General features: G+C 32.8%; 18 protein-coding genes. 15 read left to right on the top strand and 3 right to left on the bottom strand.

Features of this window, described 5'->3' with window-relative positions:
• Positions 1 to 47 precede the first annotated feature (47 nt).
• Positions 48 to 305 carry a hypothetical protein gene (locus APR43_RS18375; RefSeq protein ID WP_053471114.1) on the bottom strand — a complete coding sequence of 86 codons (258 nt, stop codon included), beginning with the start codon at positions 303 to 305 and terminating at the stop codon, positions 48 to 50.
• 350 nt (positions 306 to 655) lie between these two features.
• On the opposite strand from APR43_RS18375, the gene APR43_RS18370 reads away from it, so the two are divergent.
• Complete coding sequence (locus APR43_RS18370; protein WP_053471115.1) at positions 656 to 1,801, top strand: hypothetical protein; 1,146 nt, start codon at positions 656 to 658, stop codon at positions 1,799 to 1,801.
• Between the two features lie 21 nt (positions 1,802 to 1,822).
• Here APR43_RS18370 and APR43_RS18365 read toward each other — a convergent pair whose 3' ends face one another.
• Together APR43_RS18365 and APR43_RS18360 are read right to left on the bottom strand one after the other, a co-directional pair.
• On the bottom strand, positions 1,823 to 2,779 hold the full coding sequence (locus APR43_RS18365) for a DUF3137 domain-containing protein (protein ID WP_053471116.1): 957 nt from the start codon (positions 2,777 to 2,779) through the stop codon (positions 1,823 to 1,825).
• Positions 2,779 to 3,333 (bottom strand): LemA family protein, encoded by a 555-nt coding sequence (locus tag APR43_RS18360; RefSeq protein ID WP_053471117.1) that lies wholly within the window; start codon positions 3,331 to 3,333, stop codon positions 2,779 to 2,781. The genes APR43_RS18365 and APR43_RS18360 overlap by 1 nt, the downstream gene beginning before the upstream one ends.
• Before the next feature lie 469 nt (positions 3,334 to 3,802).
• Between APR43_RS18360 and APR43_RS18355 the strand changes: the two genes are divergently transcribed.
• From APR43_RS18355 to APR43_RS18290, 14 genes are all read left to right on the top strand, one after another.
• Positions 3,803 to 5,011, top strand: coding sequence for an anhydro-N-acetylmuramic acid kinase (locus APR43_RS18355; protein WP_053471118.1), 1,209 nt, complete (start codon positions 3,803 to 3,805; stop codon positions 5,009 to 5,011).
• A 255-nt stretch (positions 5,012 to 5,266) separates the two neighbouring features.
• Entirely contained in the window at positions 5,267 to 6,838 is a 1,572-nt protein-coding gene (locus APR43_RS18350) for a glycoside hydrolase family 10 protein (protein ID WP_053471119.1), read from the top strand.
• Entirely contained in the window at positions 6,825 to 8,144 is a 1,320-nt protein-coding gene (locus tag APR43_RS18345) for an MFS transporter (RefSeq protein ID WP_053471120.1), read from the top strand. The genes APR43_RS18350 and APR43_RS18345 overlap by 14 nt, the downstream gene beginning before the upstream one ends.
• A gap of 21 nt (positions 8,145 to 8,165) precedes the next feature.
• Positions 8,166 to 8,507, top strand: a complete 342-nt coding sequence (locus APR43_RS18340; protein WP_053471121.1) for a hypothetical protein — start codon at positions 8,166 to 8,168, stop codon at positions 8,505 to 8,507.
• 30 nt (positions 8,508 to 8,537) lie between these two features.
• Positions 8,538 to 9,425: an XAC2610-related protein gene (locus APR43_RS18335; protein WP_123924565.1), complete on the top strand. Its 888-nt coding sequence runs from the start codon at positions 8,538 to 8,540 to the stop codon at positions 9,423 to 9,425.
• Positions 9,426 to 9,446: 21 nt separating this feature from the next.
• Positions 9,447 to 9,896: a GNAT family N-acetyltransferase gene (locus APR43_RS18330; RefSeq protein WP_053471123.1), complete on the top strand. Its 450-nt coding sequence runs from the start codon at positions 9,447 to 9,449 to the stop codon at positions 9,894 to 9,896.
• Between the two features lie 2 nt (positions 9,897 to 9,898).
• On the top strand, positions 9,899 to 11,512 hold the full coding sequence (locus APR43_RS18325) for a glycoside hydrolase family 3 protein (RefSeq protein ID WP_053471124.1): 1,614 nt from the start codon (positions 9,899 to 9,901) through the stop codon (positions 11,510 to 11,512).
• A gap of 125 nt (positions 11,513 to 11,637) precedes the next feature.
• Positions 11,638 to 12,276, top strand: a complete 639-nt coding sequence (locus APR43_RS18320) for a peroxiredoxin (protein ID WP_053471125.1) — start codon at positions 11,638 to 11,640, stop codon at positions 12,274 to 12,276.
• Between the two features lie 162 nt (positions 12,277 to 12,438).
• A complete protein-coding gene (locus APR43_RS18315; RefSeq protein WP_007805605.1) occupies positions 12,439 to 12,747 on the top strand; it encodes a thioredoxin family protein in 309 nt (102 codons plus the stop codon).
• Between the two features lie 106 nt (positions 12,748 to 12,853).
• Positions 12,854 to 13,111: a DUF6952 family protein gene (locus APR43_RS18310; protein ID WP_042566605.1), complete on the top strand. Its 258-nt coding sequence runs from the start codon at positions 12,854 to 12,856 to the stop codon at positions 13,109 to 13,111.
• Positions 13,112 to 13,471: 360 nt separating this feature from the next.
• Positions 13,472 to 13,969 carry a thiol peroxidase gene (tpx, locus tag APR43_RS18305; RefSeq protein ID WP_053471126.1) on the top strand — a complete coding sequence of 166 codons (498 nt, stop codon included), beginning with the start codon at positions 13,472 to 13,474 and terminating at the stop codon, positions 13,967 to 13,969.
• A gap of 13 nt (positions 13,970 to 13,982) precedes the next feature.
• Complete coding sequence (locus tag APR43_RS18300; RefSeq protein ID WP_053471127.1) at positions 13,983 to 14,357, top strand: diacylglycerol kinase; 375 nt, start codon at positions 13,983 to 13,985, stop codon at positions 14,355 to 14,357.
• A 13-nt stretch (positions 14,358 to 14,370) separates the two neighbouring features.
• A complete protein-coding gene (locus APR43_RS18295) occupies positions 14,371 to 16,818 on the top strand; it encodes a DNA translocase FtsK (RefSeq protein WP_053471128.1) in 2,448 nt (815 codons plus the stop codon).
• Between the two features lie 7 nt (positions 16,819 to 16,825).
• Positions 16,826 to 17,518, top strand: a complete 693-nt coding sequence (locus tag APR43_RS18290; RefSeq protein WP_082356391.1) for a LolA family protein — start codon at positions 16,826 to 16,828, stop codon at positions 17,516 to 17,518.
• The last annotated feature ends 3 nt before the right edge of the window (positions 17,519 to 17,521 follow it).

Below are 17,521 nucleotides of genomic sequence, written 5' to 3'. Positions count from 1 at the left end.
GGTTTTCTGTTTTATCATTACAGACGCTAGTATTAGCGTGTAATACATTAATTGATAGTAAACTTTTTCCAAGGAATTTGAGACATCTGTAGATTAGATAAAAATTTTACAATATCTGTTCGTCCATAATATGTTGGAATTCCTCTAGAATTTTGCGCCATCAAAATAATTGGCATTCCCGGAAAATATCTTGAAAATTGGTTAACCACATTATCTCTTTCACTTGAATTCAATATGTGCGATTTAACAATTACAATCGCAAAATTTTGACCTTGTTCTTTAATAATAGCTCCTTCAAATTGCATAACTTTTTAATTTAATTGGTTAATAAAAATTAATAATCAATCAAATATCATTTAAAACTTAAATACTATTTTACGGAAAACCTTTTTCTTAAGTTGTAAATCATTTTTTCTCAAAAATATCAATCTCCTGCTAGCGCGAGCATCTTGCTCGTGAACACTTAGAATGTTTTAGTGAATAGATTGAGCGCACGAGCGAAACGCTCTCGCCAGCAGGAGACAATACAGAACTAAACAAAGTAACATTTAGTAATTTATAAATATGTTCTATATTTGATCCATTTAAAAAACTATACTATTCTACTGCTTAAAATGAGTAAATGTTCTTATTTTTCTGCTAATAAATTCTTATAATGAAAATAAATTTATTCCTTCTTTTTATCTTAACAAGTTTTACTATTAATTCGCAATCAAAAATAGAAGAATTATATGATTACAAAGTCGACAATCATTTAATTAAAAGTGATGAAAATTTAATGATTTGGTTAGATAGTTTGACTTCCAAAATTAGATGTAGTGGTTACAATTTTTCCACAAGTTATCATCAAGAACAATCCTTTCATAAATTTAACTTAGTTACAAAAGACACTCTATTAATTAAGATTCCTAAAACGCCTTTAAATCTCTCTTTTAAAACAGTAAGCAAAAATAGCCGAGGAAAAATTTCACAACCTTTTTTAGTTGAATATAATATTCCGTTCTATTCCAAGTCGAGGGGAGCTTTTGATCCTATAACATTTCAATATAAAGCTTTTGATTACTTTATTTTAGGATTAAAAATGCTTAAAATTAATGACCGAGAGCTTATTGCCAATACATTAAACAGACTTATTGATAATGATTATAAAAGCAATACATCAAAATTTGATATCCTAATCAATGATATAAATAAAAAGAAAAAATATAATATTCCCCCATTAAATGAAAAATTCAAAAATATTGAGGGTGTAATATTTCAATTAAATAAAGTCACACAAGACATCCCAAAATTGATTTATGAAGTTTATATCTATGACAAAAAAGGAGAAGAGAAAACATGGTACAATGTTCAAAATTTCTATAACTCAGTTTCAGATAATATTAAAGTATATTTAGACGACTACATAAATGATTTCTTAATTATAAAATTAGAAAAACCTGAATTAATAGTGTTTCCTCCTAATTGGATTAAACAAAAAAACGATGCTAATTCCCAAAGTACATTTAATAATTTATCTTTTGATCGGGTTGTTTTTGTTAAAAAACAGTTTGAGCATCTATTTGAAATAACATTTGAGATAACTAATAATGAAGAATTAGAATGGTGTTTTGGAATCAAAGAGAACTATAATGCTATGAAAGGAAAAAAAATAAAAATAAAAGCATCACCAGAAAATCCTATCTTAGTTAAACCTGAAAAAATTAAAATTACTGTTTATCCTGATAAAATTATCGGTATTTTAATTCATAATGAATATGACGAAATTGAACTTTTTAATTCTAAATTAAAGTTTAATTGATTAAATCTGGTGTATAATTCTCTACTCCTTCCCCCAAATCCTAGTATTCAAATCCAGTTCATGAACAATATCATGCATGAATTTCACAATCGAAAGATCGCCGGAAAGTAAATCGGGATCTAAAAGTGAAGAATGAATAGGCGCTTCAAAATAATTTTCAGACAACGGAAAAGCAATATACATTTTAGAATGTATAAACGAAACCGAAATCGTTTCGTCGCATTTGCCGTTTAAGTCCAGAATTCTTTCCATCATGGCAGGCGTTAAAATGTATCGTGCTTCAATTTGGTTACTGGAATAGGTTACAAATTTATTGCTAAAATCGATGTTTTCTAATTCGATAACATCGGTATTTCCAAAACTAAAAACATTTTTAGAAAACCAGGAACCAAAAGCTTCTCCAAAACCTTTTGGACGAACAACTGTCGAAACATTGAAGTTTTTATTGAAATCGGCTACAAAAACAATTCCTTTAAAAATGGTATGCCATTGTGTACGGGTTCCGTTTTTTGTACTAGTTTCGGTTTTGTATTCGGCGTGAACTTCGGCAAACCAAAAAGAAGTTTTATCGTTAGTTCCGCTTATTAAATCCTGTGTTTTATAACGATCAGATTCCGTTGTAAAAAGCTCAGAACTTCTAAACTCATATTCAGGAAGTCCGCTTTGGGGCGTTATCGTTAAACTTTCGTTGATATTTTTTAATGCAGATCCTACAACATTGGTTTTATAAGACATTTTGTATTTCTTAACATCGTCGCCAATTCTAAAATGCATTACGATGCCAGTAATGGCAGAAACGGCAAATCCCAGAAAACCTAAAGTCGGAAATCTAATCAATAAACCAATTATCATAAATACAATCGCAAGACCAAATAAAATGTAAGTAGTTTTATAGGTTTCAGCAATCTTTTTTCTTTCAACTTCTAATGTATTCAAAACCTCCTGCAAGCCTGAATTGTTACTAATTCCTGAATCCATTAATTATTGAAAAGTTCTTTTGCACTAATATTTTTACGCTCTTCTTCTGCCGTTGCTAAAACATCAATTTTAGTATAATTCAGCATTCCGGCAAACAGATTTCCCGGGAACATCATAATAGCGTTATTGTAACTCGTAACCGAAGCATTGTATGTTCTTCTGGCAGCCGCGATTTGTTCTTCGCTTTCTGTCCAAGTGCTTTGTAAGTTTAAGAAATTGGTATTGGCTTTTAAGTCCGGATAATTTTCAACCGTAACCATTAAACCTTTTACAGCTGAGCTAAGTTCAGTATCCAAACTTGCTTTTTCGGCCTCGGTTAAAGAACCTGAAGTTGCTCTTGAACGAAGTTCTACGATTTTAGTTAAGGTACTTTGTTCGTAATTGGTATATTGTTTTACAATCTCCACTAAATTCGGAATCAAATCATAACGTTTTTTCAGCATTACATCAATAGAAGAAAAAGCATTCGTAACCTGGTTTCTTTTTTCGATAAGGGAATTGTAAATGAATACTCCAATTATGATGAAAACAAAAAGGATAATAACTATAATCATGGTTTAAATTTTAATTAGTTTAGAAACAAATATATAAAAACGGGAATAAGTTTTGTTTAGCATTGTGTTTTTATTTAAACACATAGAAACATAGTTTTTTGGGAGTGAATAAAAGGATTAAATAAAATCAAGATTTTACACATAGCTGCATAATATTCTCATTCCTTTTAAAACATAGCCAGTGGTTTTAACCACTGGAAACGCATCGTGAATTATTCTGTGTCAAAGTGGTTGAAACCACTGGCTATATTAAATACAATGTCATTATATTCATTTTAAAACACCTTTCTCTATGTTTGTTTAAAAAAAGTGAAACGCCTTTACCCACAAAGAAAAACTATGTCTCTATGTGTTTAAAAAGAATTATACGCAACGCAAAAAAATAAATCTCAAAGTTTACTTATATTTATATGTAAAAAATCCCATTTTAGCGTTTCCAAATAAAATGCTTTTTTAAAATATCATTTTAATGAATAAAAATATAAGCTCTCTTTACGAAATCGCTCAAAAACAGACCCGAAAAATACTAGGTTTAATGTCAGGAACTTCACTCGACGGACTCGATTTGGCTCTTTGTGAAATTTCTGGCGAAGGCGAAAACACGCTTGTCAAAATCGAACAATTTGAAACTATTGATTACAGCGAAGACATTAAAACCGAAATCAGAAAAGTGTTTGCTAAAAAAACAATTGATTTTCAGCATTTGGTTTTATTAAACGAATGGATTGCTGACTTGCATGCCTTAATGATAAATGATTGTCTTTCAAAATGGAATATTTCCGCAAGCGAAGTGGATCTAATCGCATCGCACGGACAAACAGTTTTGCATGCGCCAAAGTTTTTGCATCAACAGGAAAAATTTCCCAATGCGACTTTACAAATTGGCGACGGCGATCATATTGCGGTAAAAACCGGAATTATAACTTTATCTGATTTCAGGCAAAAACACGTTGCGGCGGGTGGCGAAGGCGCGCCTTTGGCTGTTTATGGCGATTATTTATTATTCAGCAAAAAAGACAAAAGCCGAATTATGCTCAACATGGGCGGAATCGCAAATTTCACTTATTTACCAGCTTCACAAAACGCCGAAGAAGTTTTTGTAACCGATACTGGAACAGCAAATACTTTAATAGATATTTTTACCAAACAGTTTTTCCCTGAAAAAAGTTATGATAAAGATGCTGAAATCGCTAAAAGCGGAACTGTAAATCAGGAACTTTTAAGCGAATTAAAAAGCAATGTTTTCTTCCAAAAAAGCTTTCCAAAAACAATTGGTCAGGAATTATTCAATCATGATTTTGTGAACTCGGCTTTAGTAAAATTAAGTTTAGAAAACATTTCGGCACCAGATTTGCTTTCGACTTTAACACGCCTTAGCGCCGAGACAATTGCCGAAGCGGTTTTGTTTGTTGTACAAAATACTAAAACACCAATCGAAGAGTTTACAGTTTATATGTCTGGCGGAGGCGCACGAAATCCGTTATTGGTGAAATGGTTACAAGAATTATTGTCTTGTAAATTTGAAAAAAGCGATGTTCTGGGGATTTCTGGCGATGCAAAAGAAGCCGTTTTGTTTGCCGTTTTGGCCAATGAAACCGTAGCGGGAGGAAATTATAATTTTGGTTCAAAAAAAGGAATCCCATCGGTAACAATGGGGAAAATTTCCTTTCCGGACTAAATAATAAAGTTTGCCACAGATTATAAGGATTAAAAAGATTAATCCAAATAATCCTTTTAATCTGTGGCCATAAAAAAAGATTGCCACAAATTACACGAATTTTCACGAATTATTTTTTAATACTTTGAGAATAAAAAATTGGTGGAAGTTTGTGTAATTCGTGGCAAAAAAACATTTAAAATAAAATTTAGCAGAATTCATTGAATTCCTAGCAAAACAAACTATTTTTGGTTCTTGTTAAAATTAAAGATTAAAATGCATAAAAATCAGCACTTACTATACTCAATCATTCTTATATTTTTCTTTGGATTAAAATCTAACGCACAAGAAAAAATAATGCATCCTAAAAATGAATTTAGAGGTGTTTGGATTGCGACTGTAGTAAATATTGACTGGCCAAAAACAGCCGCAGATAATGTTGAAAAAGAAAAAGCTGATTATTTAGAAATCCTTGAAACTTACAAACAATTAAATTACAACGCTGTTATCGTTCAGATAAGAAGTGTTGGTGATGCTTTTTATCCAACAGAGCTTGCGCCTTGGTCAAGATTCCTGACAGGAAAAGAAGGTGTAGCTCCAAATCCGTATTATGATACTTTGGCGTGGATGATTGAAGAAGCGCACAACAGAGGTTTTGAATTTCACGCATGGCTGAATCCGTATCGTGCAACTTTCGATTTAAATAAAAATCTTTTAAGTCCAAATCACGACGTTTTTAAACATCCGGAATGGATGATCGAATACGGCGGAAAATATTATTACGATCCTGCATTGCCAGAAGTTCAGTCACATTTAACAAAAGTCGTGAAAGAAGTCGTTGATAAATACGATATCGATGCGATTCATTTTGATGATTATTTTTATCCATACGCCGTTCCCGGAAAAGTTTTTAATGACTCGGCTTCGTACAAAAAATATGGTTCAGGTTTAAGTCTAGCAGATTGGCGTCGTGCCAACGTGAGCAACTTTGTACACACCATTTCAACAACTATAAAAGAAAGCAAACCGTGGGTTCAGTTCGGAATTAGTCCTTTTGGGGTTTGGCGAAATAAATCTGTTGACCCAAAAGGTTCAGAAACGCAGTCAACTGCAAATTACGACGATTTATATGCAGATCCGCTTTTATGGATGGATCAAAAATGGATAGATTATATCTTGCCTCAATTGTATTGGAGCATGTATAATCCTAGAGCTTCTTATTCAAAATTAGTAAAATGGTGGGCAGAAAACTCCAATAATACAGCTGTTTATATTGGTCATGCTTCTTATAAAATTAGGGTCGATGGCGATAAAAGCTGGAACTACGTCAGCGAAATCCCAACCCAGATTGATTTTGCCAGAAGTACTAAAAATGTTTCCGGAAGTGCTTATTTCAGCGCAAAATGGTTCATGAACAAAAACTTAGATCTTGTTCGTCTTCTGGAAGACAATCAATACCGTTTTCCTGCGCTTCCTGCCGCGGTTCCAAATTTAAAACGTATTATTATTGATACGCCGGTTATTACAGATTTTGCAAAAGACACCATAAAATATTCTTTCAGCATCAAAAATCCGCTGAATACAAAAGTGCGTTATATTGTAATTTATGGCGGAGAGCATATTTCAAAGATAAATACAAACGATGCCGAAAAAATCATCGACAAAGTAAGAGCTGTTGAAAAAGACGGCGTTATATCATTTTCTATTCCCGCAGAAAAAATCGATATGTATAAAGCTTGCGCTGTAACATTTATTGATTATTTTGCAAACGAAAGCACCCCAACTGCTGCCGACTTAAAAAAGAATTTTAAAATCTATTCACCTGCTCAGCCTAATGAAAACAGATAATAAACCCTGGTTCTGGATTCCACTTCTTAATTTTGCGTCTGGATTACCTTACGCCGTAATTATCTCAGTTTCGGTAATTATGTACAAAAATTTAGGTATTTCAAATGAAGATATTGGCGTTTACACCAGTTTATTATACTTACCGTGGGTTATAAAACCGCTTTGGAGTCCTTTTATTGAATTAAACGGAACCAAAAGAAAATGGTTTTTATCGATGCAGTTATTGATTTCGATTGCTTTTTTATTGGTCGGATTTACAATTCCTACCAATGGATTTTTCATGATGACATTAGCAATTTTCTGGGTTGCTGCTTTTGCTTCGGCTTCAAATGATATTGCCAGTGATGGATTTTATTTATTGGTTTTACCTGAAAATCAACAGTCTTTTTTCCTCGGAATCAGAAGTACTTTCTATAGGCTTTCAATGCTTGCCGGCAACGGATTAATTGTGCTTTTAGCAGGATATCTGGAACAAAAATATGGTGATAATACCAAAGCATGGTCGTATACAATGATTGGCGTTGGTTTATTAATGACTTTTATAACGATTTATAATTTTGTTTTTACTCCAAGAAATGAAATAAATGTTGCAGCAGATAATAAAGATCATCATCAAAATTTCGGTTCTATATTTGCAAGTTTCTTCAAGAAAAAACAAATCGGTTTAGTGTTAGCTTTTATTCTGGTTTTCAGATTAGGAGAATCACAATTGCTTAAAATGTTAAGCCCATTTTTATTAGACGGAAAAGAAGTTGGCGGGATGAGCTTAACTACTGAATCTGTTGGGATTATTTATGGAACTTTGGGTATTTTTGCCTTAACAATTGGCGGAATTTTAGGCGGAATTGCCATTTCAAAACACGGTCTTACTAAATGGATGCTTCCTATGTTTTTGGCTATGCATCTGCCAATACTTGGTTTTATTGGACTTGCTCATTTTCAGCCGCAGGAACTTTTTCATCTTCATATAAATTTATACTTTTTTGAAATAAATTCGCCATTAAATCTTTATACTTGTATTACCGTAATTTTGGAACAATTTGGATATGGTTTTGGATTTACAGGTTTTATGATGTTTTTAATTCATGTTGCCGAAGGAGAATCAAAAACAGCACATTATGCACTTGCAACCGGATTTATGGCATTAGGAATGATGCTTCCGGGAATGTTGAGCGGTTTTATACAACAATTTTTAGGCTATCAAAACTTCTTTATCTGGGTTTTTATAGCGACAATTCCAGGTCTTATTTTATCACGTTTTTTAATTTTCCCGAAAGATTTTGGGAAAAAATCAGAAGAAGTTTAACCCCAAATCAAACTCTTACTTATGGAAATCAATGAAAATTTGCAGGCCGAACGCAACTTAAAAGGAGCTGAGTTCGAAAAAACCGGAAATCTTGAAAAAGCAATTGAATTATATGAGGAAAATGTCGCAGAAAGCTTTAAAGGAAATCACCCTTACGATAGATTAGCAACAATCTACAAAAACCAAAACGATCTCGACAACGAAATCAGGGTTTTAGAAAAAGCTATTGTGGTTTATGAAGAAATTACAATCGAAGACCGACTGGAAGGGTTACCAAAACTTTTCCGTTTTAAAAACCGATTGGATAAAGCAATTGAAACCAAAAAGCAATTAGCTAAACAAAAGAAAGCAAAATTGAAATAAAATATCGATCTCAAAACTTGCAGTGAAAAGATGAAAACAAAGATTTGCATAATAACATTGTTTATAGTGCTAGTATTATCTTGTGGACATAATAATGAAAAGAAAAATAAACTGCCAGAAAAAAAACAACCTGTTACAAAAACATTTGAGCAAAAAGAAAAAGAACGTTTAGAGAAAAGAGCTGAAATTGAAAAACAGGAAAAGATAGATAGTTTAAAATTAGATAAAATTCTATTTGATGCTTTGAAAATTGCCACTCAGGAAATTAACAAAAAGAAATTCCAAAAGAAATACAAAGTTAGACCTGATAATGAATATGACGTTGAAGTTGAAATAAATATAGATTGCTATTTTGCAAAAAACAATCCTCATCTCATTATCCGAAGGTTAGAGCCAAATAATGTATATATCGATATTTATTCGAAAGATGGAAATAAATTCGTAAAAGTTCTTTCTCACAAAGAGTGGGCTATGACTTATATGGATGACACAATAAAAGACATTAATGGTGACGGTTTGAAAGATTTTGTTGTTAATTGGTATGGCGCAACTGGATGCTGCCTAAAAGCCTTCAGCAATATTTATTTGTTTAGAAAGGATAAAAAAACATTTTCGAAAGATTTTGAATTCATAAATCCTACTTTTTCTCCTAAAGAAAAAATAATACGAGGAGTTGAATATGGTCATCCTGGACATACAGCAATTTATAAATATAAATGGAACGGTGAAGCAGTCGATACTTTAGAATATGTTTACTATGAAACTGACAAAGAAGACAGAAAAACCGGGAAAATAATTATTTCAAAAAAAGAAGCTTACAGTAAAAATAAAAAAGACATAAGAATATTAAATTCAATACCTGTTGAATACAAAAACATTGAAGGTTTCGATTGGTTTACCGGAAAAGGTTATGAATAAAAACAATTATAAAACAAGAAGATGATTAACTTAAAACGAACCAATTCAGATGATCCCGATTTTATAAAGCTGGTGGCTTTATTAGATCAGGATTTAGCAATTAGAGACGGAGAAGATCATGCGTTTTACAATCAGTTTAATAAAACCGATAAAATAAAACATACGATTGTTTATTATGAAAATGGAATTGCGGTTGGCTGTGGTGCTTTTCGCGAAAAAGAAAGCGACAAAACCGAAATCAAACGAATGTATGTTCATCCTGATTATCGCAAAAAAGGAATTGCTTCAAAAGTTTTAGCCGAATTAGAAATTTGGGCTAAAGAAGTCGGCTATACTTACACGATTCTCGAAACTGGAAAAAACCAACCCGAAGCCATAAATTTGTACCAAAAATTAGGTTACACAATCATTCCAAATTATCCGCCTTACGAAAAGATGGATAACAGCGTCTGCATGAAAAAGACTTTATAATAATGAAAATTACAGCCGAAGCATTACGACAAAGAATAGGACAATTCTTTTTTCCTGCCGTTTTTATAAACGATACCGAAGAAAATATTCAGGAAACCGAGCGTTTGATAAAAGAACACAACATTGGCGGACTGACCTTTTTTCATAGTCGGGCGAGCGCTGCAACCAATTATGAAAGCAAGAAAAAAGTTGTTTTTAATGATGACAGCTATCAAAAAATCAAAGAACTTATTGTTCGTTATCAAAAAGCTGCTTCTACTCCACTTTTAATCAGCATAGATGCCGAATGGGGTTTAGCAATGCGTATCGAAAAAACACCTCAATATCCGTATGCGATTACACTTGGCGCTTTACCTTCAACTAAATCTGATTTGGTTTTCGAAGTTGGAAAACAAATAGGTTTAGATTTAAAAGCAGCCGGAATTCAGTATAATTTATCGCCTTTGGCAGACATCAACAATAATCCAAATAATCCTGTTATTGGATATCGTTCATTTGGTGAAAACAAAGAAAAAGTAGCCAATTTTGCGGTTGAATATTTAAACGGAATGTCGGAAGTTGGCGTTTTAGGCTGTCTGAAGCACTTTCCCGGACATGGAAATACCAATGTCGATTCGCATTTAGGATTGCCTGTTTTAAAGGAAACTCTGGAAGAATTATTAGAAAACGAATTATATCCGTTCATTAAAGGAATTGAAAATAATGTCGATTCAATTATGATTGGACATTTGGCCGTTCCGAGTTTAAACGATGGAAAAGATACCTCGGCAACATTATCAAAAGCTGTGATTCAGGATCTTTTGCGCGAGAAATTAGGTTATGATGGCTTGGTGATTTCTGATGCTTTAAATATGCACAGTGTTTCAAAATTATACGAAACCAAAGGTCAGCTGGAATGGGAAGCTTTTAATGCCGGAAATGATATTTTATGTTTCGCCGAAAATGTTCCCGAAGGAATCGAAGCTATCTTTAGAAATGCATCACCAGATCGTATTTTTAAAAGCCATAGCCGAATCATGAAGGCTAAAGAAAAAGCGGGAATTCTTTCTGGAAATACCGATGCTTCGGGCGAATTAAATTTCGAAAAAGCATCTGAATTAAATCTGGAAATTGCTCAAAATGCCATTACGACAATTATAGATAATTCAAATTCAGAATTGGCATTTGATTCTCAGAAAAACAATAAATTAGCCAAACTAAGTTTATATAAAAATACCGAAAACACATTCTTTAAAACTTTAAATTCAGAATTAGAATCTCCTGAATTTGCTTTTGAAAATTTAGAAGTTTCGGATATTTCTGCAATCAAAAAACAATTAGAGAATTTCGAAACTATTATCATTTCATTATTTGTTCCAAAAGCAAAACCAGCAAATAATTTCGAAATTGATAATGCAGTTTTAGAACTGCTTTCTGATTTACTTCAAACCAAAAAATGCATTGTTTACGTTTTTGGAAATCCGTACGTTTTACCAATAATTCCGAATCTTAAAAAGGCTTCAGGATTAGTTCAGGCGTATCAGGATTTTGAAGAATTTCAAAAAACGGCAGCAATTCAATTTTTAGCTAAAATTTCTTCAAATGGAATTCTTCCGGTAAACATTGATATCCAATAGGTTAAAAAGTTAAATAGTCAAAATTTATCAACTTATAAGTTTTTATAATCACATCTTATTGTAAGAATATGTGCTTATCACCTACTTTTGCACCAGAAATAAATTTTTAACGTAAAACGAAAAATATGTCTTTAGTAGGAAAAAAATTCCCAAGTATTGCAGTAGATGCTATCTCAGAAATGGGTGACAATTTAAAAATCAACATTTTTGAAGAAGCAGTAAACAACAATAAAAAAGTACTTTTATTTTGGTACCCAAAAGATTTTACTTTTGTATGTCCAACTGAATTACACGCCTTTCAAGCTGCATTACCAGAATTTGAAAAAAGAAATACTATCGTAATTGGTGCTTCTTGTGACACAAACGAAGTTCACTTTGCATGGTTAAATACTCCAAAAAACAATGGTGGAATCGAAGGTGTTACTTACCCAATCTTAGCTGATACAAACCGTAACTTAGCTAACATTTTAGGTATTCTTGATATCGAATCTACAAGCTACAGCGAAGATACTGATTCAGTTATCATCGAAGGTTCAAACGTAACTTACAGAGCTACTTACCTTATTGACGAAACTGGAAAAATCTTCCACGAAAGTGTAAACGATATGCCATTAGGACGTAACGTAAACGAATACCTAAGAATGGTTGACGCTTACACTCACATCCAGACTAAAGGTGAAGTTTGTCCTGCTAACTGGGAAGCTGGTAAAGAAGCTATGTCTGCAGACAGAGTTAGTACTGCTGAATACTTAAGCGCTAACTAAGAAATAAAATTTCCAAATTTTTAAAATTCCAAATTCCAATTGGGATTTGGAATTTTTCTCTCTCAAAAAATCAATAATATTTTCAAAATTTAGATTTTCTAAATTCAATCGTAAGATTTGGAATTTGGAATTTATAAACTTGGAATTTAAATACAGAAAATTATGTTAATCGACTTAAACGAAGATACGTTAGCAGATTTAGTTGCTAAAAACGAAAAAGTAGTAGTACAATATTCAGCATCATGGTGTGGAAACTGCCGTATTATGAAACCAAAATTCAAAAAATTAGCAACAGAAAATGAAGCTATCACTTTTGTTTTGGTTGATGCAGAAAATTCTCCTGAATCAAGAAAATTAGCTAATGTGAGCAACCTGCCAACATTTGCAACTTTCGTAAACGGACAATTAGTTGGAGAAACTCAAACTAATAAACAAGAAGTTTTAATCGATCTTGTAAACGCAATTGCTTAAATTTAGATTAGTTAGACTGGCTTAGATTTTTAGACTTCTTAGAAGTACTATAAACTTTAAAAAGGTCTAAAATCTAAGAATGTCTAAAAATCTAAGAAATCTAAACATGAAATTACCAGTAATAAAGCAATTAACGCAGTTCATCGAAGAAAACGATCAGGATTACATCATTGAAACAATTGAAGTTCTTGAAGCTATGACCGAAATTCCTTCTCTTAAAGATGAAGAATTAGATGTAATTGGCGAATTGATTTCGAATATGTACGGTGCTCTTGAAGTACACAAAATGGTTTCTCAGGGAACTGATAAAAAAGAAGCTTTAAACGCGTTCATGAAACGTGTTTTAGGTTCAATCGATAAATAAATCGACCTCTTTTTCAAATAAAAAACAAAAAAACATGACTGAGAAAGCGTTTCGTATTGCGAGACGCTTTTTTTTAGTTTACAGTTTTCGGTCGCAGTTTTCAGTTTACCAATCTTTGTCAGGCTGAGCGAGGTCGAAGCCCACGCAAAGATTATCGATTTAGATTATGGAGTTACTTTATGTGGGCTTCGACTTCGCTCAGCCTGACAAAAATCCGTTTAATCTGTGTCATCTGCGTGCCATTACACACAAACCAATTATAGATCAAACCTTACACTTAATCTCACCTTAAACCCTTAACAAATACTTTTAGATTCAAATATTAATCCTTACTTTTGAACCTCATTAAAAAAAATTATCATGGCTTCAATAACATTAGGAGGAAATCCAGTTCATACATCAGGCGAATTACCAGCAGTTGGTTCTAAACTTGCTGATTTTAAATTAGTGCAAAACGATTTATCAGTTGCTTCTTTGAGCAATTTTGCTGGTAAAAAATTAGTTTTAAACATTTTTCCAAGTGTTGATACAGGAACTTGCGCAGCATCTGTTAGAAAATTCAATCAAAGTGCAAGCGGATTAGAAAACACTACTGTTTTATGTATTTCAAGAGATTTACCTTTCGCTCAAAAACGTTTTTGTGGTGCTGAAGGTTTAGAAAATGTAGTTAATTTATCAGATTTTCAAACAGGAGCTTTTGGTAAAGCAAATGGTTTAGAAATCACTGACGGACCTTTGGCAGGTTTACACTCAAGAGTTATTATTGTTGTTGATGCAAACGGAACAATTACTCATACAGAACAAGTTGCTGAAATTGCAAACGAACCAAATTACGAAGCGGCTTTAGCAGCACTATAATATTTTCCACTAAATGGAGTTTCAAAAAGATAATACTTTTGTTACAGGTCGTTTAAAGAGTGTAACTTACGCCTTTAAAGGAGCTGTAAAACTGATAAGAACAGAACACAGCGTTATGGTTCAATTCTCACTGGGAATTATTATGACCATTGCCGGGTTCTATTTTCATATTTCTCAAACCGAATGGCTATGTCAAACCTTAGCCATTGGTTTGGTTTTAAGCATTGAAGGATTAAATACGGCTGTTGAAAAAATCGCCGATTTTATCCATCCCGATTACAGCAGACGAATTGGGTTTATTAAAGATATTGCTGCAGGAGCGGTATTTTTTGCCGCCATGACAGCAATAGCGATTGGTTTGATAATTTATATTCCAAAATTTATATAGGCGGAACGCAAGAATGGCAAAAACAAAAAAAGAAACTGTAGACAAAAAAACCGAATCAAAAGTCGCCAGCATTAGATCCTGGTCATTATCCAAACAACAAAAATTTGTTTTGGGCTGCCTTTTGGTACTCTTTTCTATTGCATTATTAGTTGCATTTATTTCGTTTTATGTCAACGGACAATGGCAGACAGACCAAAGTGCGGTTAGTCAGCTTGGTGACCGTGAAGAAGTAGTGCAAAACTGGCTCGGAAAATTCGGGGCTTTTCTTGCAGACTTAATTGTGTACCGAGGTTTCGGTCTTGCCTCTTTTATAATTGTTCGTTTATTCTTTTTAACCGGATTATTTCTGGCATTAGAACTTTCGACCAAAAAATTAAAAAATACTTGGTTTTGGGATTTATTTGCCATTATCGTAGTATCTATTTTATTTGGATTTTTTGCTACTTCGGCACCAGAACTTGGCGGAACAATTGGTTATGAATTAAATCTTTTTCTTCAGGATTATATCGGGAAAACCGGAACTTTATTAACCTTACTTTTTGGACTGATCGTTTATTTGATTTTCAAAATAAAAGTATCTCCGGAAAAAATTCAGTCTTATTTTGATTCCACTAAAAACGAATTAAAATCAGAATTAAATTCGATCAAAAAACCGCAGCAGGATTTAGAACCTGAAAGCGCTTATAATTTAGAAGAATTTGCAATTGAAGAAGATCCTGAATTGGATAACATTCATTTAAAAACAGATGATTCTAAATTCGAAATCAACAAAGAAGCTTTAAAACCAACTATCAATCATTCGTCAGAAATTGAATTAAATCCGATTTTAAAACCAATTCAGCCAAAACAAGAACTTCCATTAGTTTCTCCTGATGAAGCATTTGTAATTGAAAAAGCGGAAGAAGAAGATATTATTGAAGAAAACCTTGCTTCTCGCCTTGTTGCTGATTTCGGGTTATTTGATCCAACTTTGGATTTATCTAATTATAAATTCCCAACTATCGATTTATTAAAAGAATATTCGACGGGTGGAATTACCATTAATCAGGAAGAATTAGAAGAAAACAAAAATAAGATTGTAGATACGCTTCGTAACTACAAAATAGAAATTGCGCAGATTAAAGCTACCGTTGGTCCATCCGTAACTTTATACGAAATTGTACCGGAAGCCGGAATCAGAATTTCTAAAATTAAGAGTTTAGAAGATGATATTGCGTTGTCATTATCCGCTTTAGGAATTCGTATTATTGCACCAATTCCTGGAAAAGGAACAATTGGTATTGAGGTTCCTAATAAGAACCCTACTATGGTTTCGATGAAAAGTGTGATTGGATCAGCTAAATTTCAAGAAGCTGAAATGGAACTTCCAATCGCTTTAGGAAAAACTATTTCGAATGAAACTTTTGTTGTCGATCTTGCTAAAATGCCTCACTTATTGATGGCGGGAGCAACCGGACAAGGAAAATCAGTTGGATTAAATGCAGTTTTAACTTCGCTTTTATACAAAAAACATCCAGCAGAAGTAAAATTCGTTTTGGTCGATCCGAAAAAAGTAGAGCTTACGCTTTTCAACAAAATAGAGAGACATTATTTAGCAAAACTTCCAGATACAGAAGATGCTATTATTACTGATAATGCAAAAGTGGTTAATACTTTGAACTCACTTTGTACCGAAATGGACAATCGCTATTCTTTATTAAAAGATGCGATGGTTCGTAATATTAAAGAGTACAACGAAAAATTCAAAGCAAGAAAATTAAACCCGGAAGCCGGACACCGATTTTTACCTTACATCGTTTTGGTTGTCGATGAGTTCGCCGATTTAATTATGACCGCAGGAAAAGAAGTCGAAGTTCCAATCGCCCGTTTGGCTCAGCTGGCGCGTGCTATTGGTATTCACTTAATTATTGCTACACAAAGACCTTCTGTAAACGTTATTACAGGTTTAATTAAGGCCAATTTCCCTGCGAGAATTGCGTTTAGGGTAACTTCAAAAATTGACTCAAGAACAATTTTAGATACTCAGGGAGCTGACCAGTTAATTGGACGTGGAGATTTATTGTACACAAACGGAAATGACGTAACGCGTGTACAATGTGCATTTATTGACACGCCAGAGGTTGAAAAAATCACAGATTTTATTGGTTCACAAAAGGCATATGCCACAGCATATTTACTTCCGGAGTTTGTTGGAGAAGAAACTGGCATTAATCTTGATATGGATATTTCCGAAAGAGATACCTTATTTAGAGAAGCTGCCGAGATTATTGTTAATGCGCAGCAAGGTTCTGCTTCATTACTGCAAAGAAAATTAAAATTAGGTTACAACAGGGCCGGTCGTTTGATCGATCAGCTGGAAGCAGCAGGAATTGTTGGACCGTTTGAAGGCAGTAAAGCAAGAAGTGTGAACATTTTAGACTTAAGTGCTCTTGATCAATTCTTTAATAATGAACAAAATTAATCCAATCATGAGAACAAACATTCAGGAAATCAAAAACAATTCTATCACTAACATGACTAAAAAGTGTTTTCAAATGGCAGTTATTTTGCTTTTGAGCTTCACTTCTATTCAAGCTCAGGATAAAAAAGCCAAAGATTTATTGAACGAAGTGACTGCTAAAATAAAAAGCTACGATAATATTGTTATTGATTTTAAATATTCTCTAAATAATGCAAAAGAGAATATTAACCAGGACAGTAAAGGAAATGTAACCATGAAAGGAAATCAATATGTGTTGAATTTTATGGGCGTTACTAAAATTTTTGACGGACAAAAAACGTACACAATTGTTCCTGAAGACGAAGAAGTTACAGTTTCTAAAGTAAATGAAAAGGATGATAATGCTATCACGCCTTCAAAAATGCTTACTTTCTTTAATTCTGGGTACAAATACAATATGGATATCGTACAAAATGTAAAAGGAAGAAAGATTCAATACATTAAATTAGTACCAACTACTGGAAAAGATCAAAGAAAAGAAATTCTTTTAGGTATTGATGTTCAGACAAAACACATCTATAATTTGATTGAAACTGGAAAAAATGGTACAAAAACAACTTTAACCGTTAATTCTTTTAAAACCAATCAGCCATTATCAAAAAATCAATTTACCTTTGTAGCGAGTAAATACCCGAAATACTACATCAACAAATTAGATTAATCA

The organism is Flavobacterium sp. NLM, from assembly GCF_002210235.1.
Taxonomy (GTDB): Bacteria; Bacteroidota; Bacteroidia; order Flavobacteriales; family Flavobacteriaceae; genus Flavobacterium; species Flavobacterium panici.
The sequence above is the reverse complement of the archived record's forward strand: the minus strand, read 5'-3'. Positions and strand labels throughout refer to the sequence as shown.

Coding starts and splice junctions, on each gene's coding strand:
- APR43_RS18375 (WP_053471114.1), bottom strand. CDS start 305: ATGCAATTTGAAGGAGCTATTATTAAAGAACAAGGTCAAAATTTTGCG.
- APR43_RS18335 (WP_123924565.1), top strand. CDS start 8,538: ATGAAAACAAAGATTTGCATAATAACATTGTTTATAGTGCTAGTATTA.
- tpx (WP_053471126.1), top strand. CDS start 13,472: ATGGCTTCAATAACATTAGGAGGAAATCCAGTTCATACATCAGGCGAA.
- APR43_RS18330 (WP_053471123.1), top strand. CDS start 9,447: ATGATTAACTTAAAACGAACCAATTCAGATGATCCCGATTTTATAAAG.
- APR43_RS18370 (WP_053471115.1), top strand. CDS start 656: ATGAAAATAAATTTATTCCTTCTTTTTATCTTAACAAGTTTTACTATT.
- APR43_RS18290 (WP_082356391.1), top strand. CDS start 16,826: ATGAGAACAAACATTCAGGAAATCAAAAACAATTCTATCACTAACATG.
- APR43_RS18365 (WP_053471116.1), bottom strand. CDS start 2,779: ATGGATTCAGGAATTAGTAACAATTCAGGCTTGCAGGAGGTTTTGAAT.
- APR43_RS18295 (WP_053471128.1), top strand. CDS start 14,371: ATGGCAAAAACAAAAAAAGAAACTGTAGACAAAAAAACCGAATCAAAA.
- APR43_RS18310 (WP_042566605.1), top strand. CDS start 12,854: ATGAAATTACCAGTAATAAAGCAATTAACGCAGTTCATCGAAGAAAAC.
- APR43_RS18320 (WP_053471125.1), top strand. CDS start 11,638: ATGTCTTTAGTAGGAAAAAAATTCCCAAGTATTGCAGTAGATGCTATC.
- APR43_RS18355 (WP_053471118.1), top strand. CDS start 3,803: ATGAATAAAAATATAAGCTCTCTTTACGAAATCGCTCAAAAACAGACC.
- APR43_RS18325 (WP_053471124.1), top strand. CDS start 9,899: ATGAAAATTACAGCCGAAGCATTACGACAAAGAATAGGACAATTCTTT.
- APR43_RS18345 (WP_053471120.1), top strand. CDS start 6,825: ATGAAAACAGATAATAAACCCTGGTTCTGGATTCCACTTCTTAATTTT.
- APR43_RS18360 (WP_053471117.1), bottom strand. CDS start 3,333: ATGATTATAGTTATTATCCTTTTTGTTTTCATCATAATTGGAGTATTC.
- APR43_RS18300 (WP_053471127.1), top strand. CDS start 13,983: ATGGAGTTTCAAAAAGATAATACTTTTGTTACAGGTCGTTTAAAGAGT.
- APR43_RS18340 (WP_053471121.1), top strand. CDS start 8,166: ATGGAAATCAATGAAAATTTGCAGGCCGAACGCAACTTAAAAGGAGCT.
- APR43_RS18350 (WP_053471119.1), top strand. CDS start 5,267: ATGCATAAAAATCAGCACTTACTATACTCAATCATTCTTATATTTTTC.
- APR43_RS18315 (WP_007805605.1), top strand. CDS start 12,439: ATGTTAATCGACTTAAACGAAGATACGTTAGCAGATTTAGTTGCTAAA.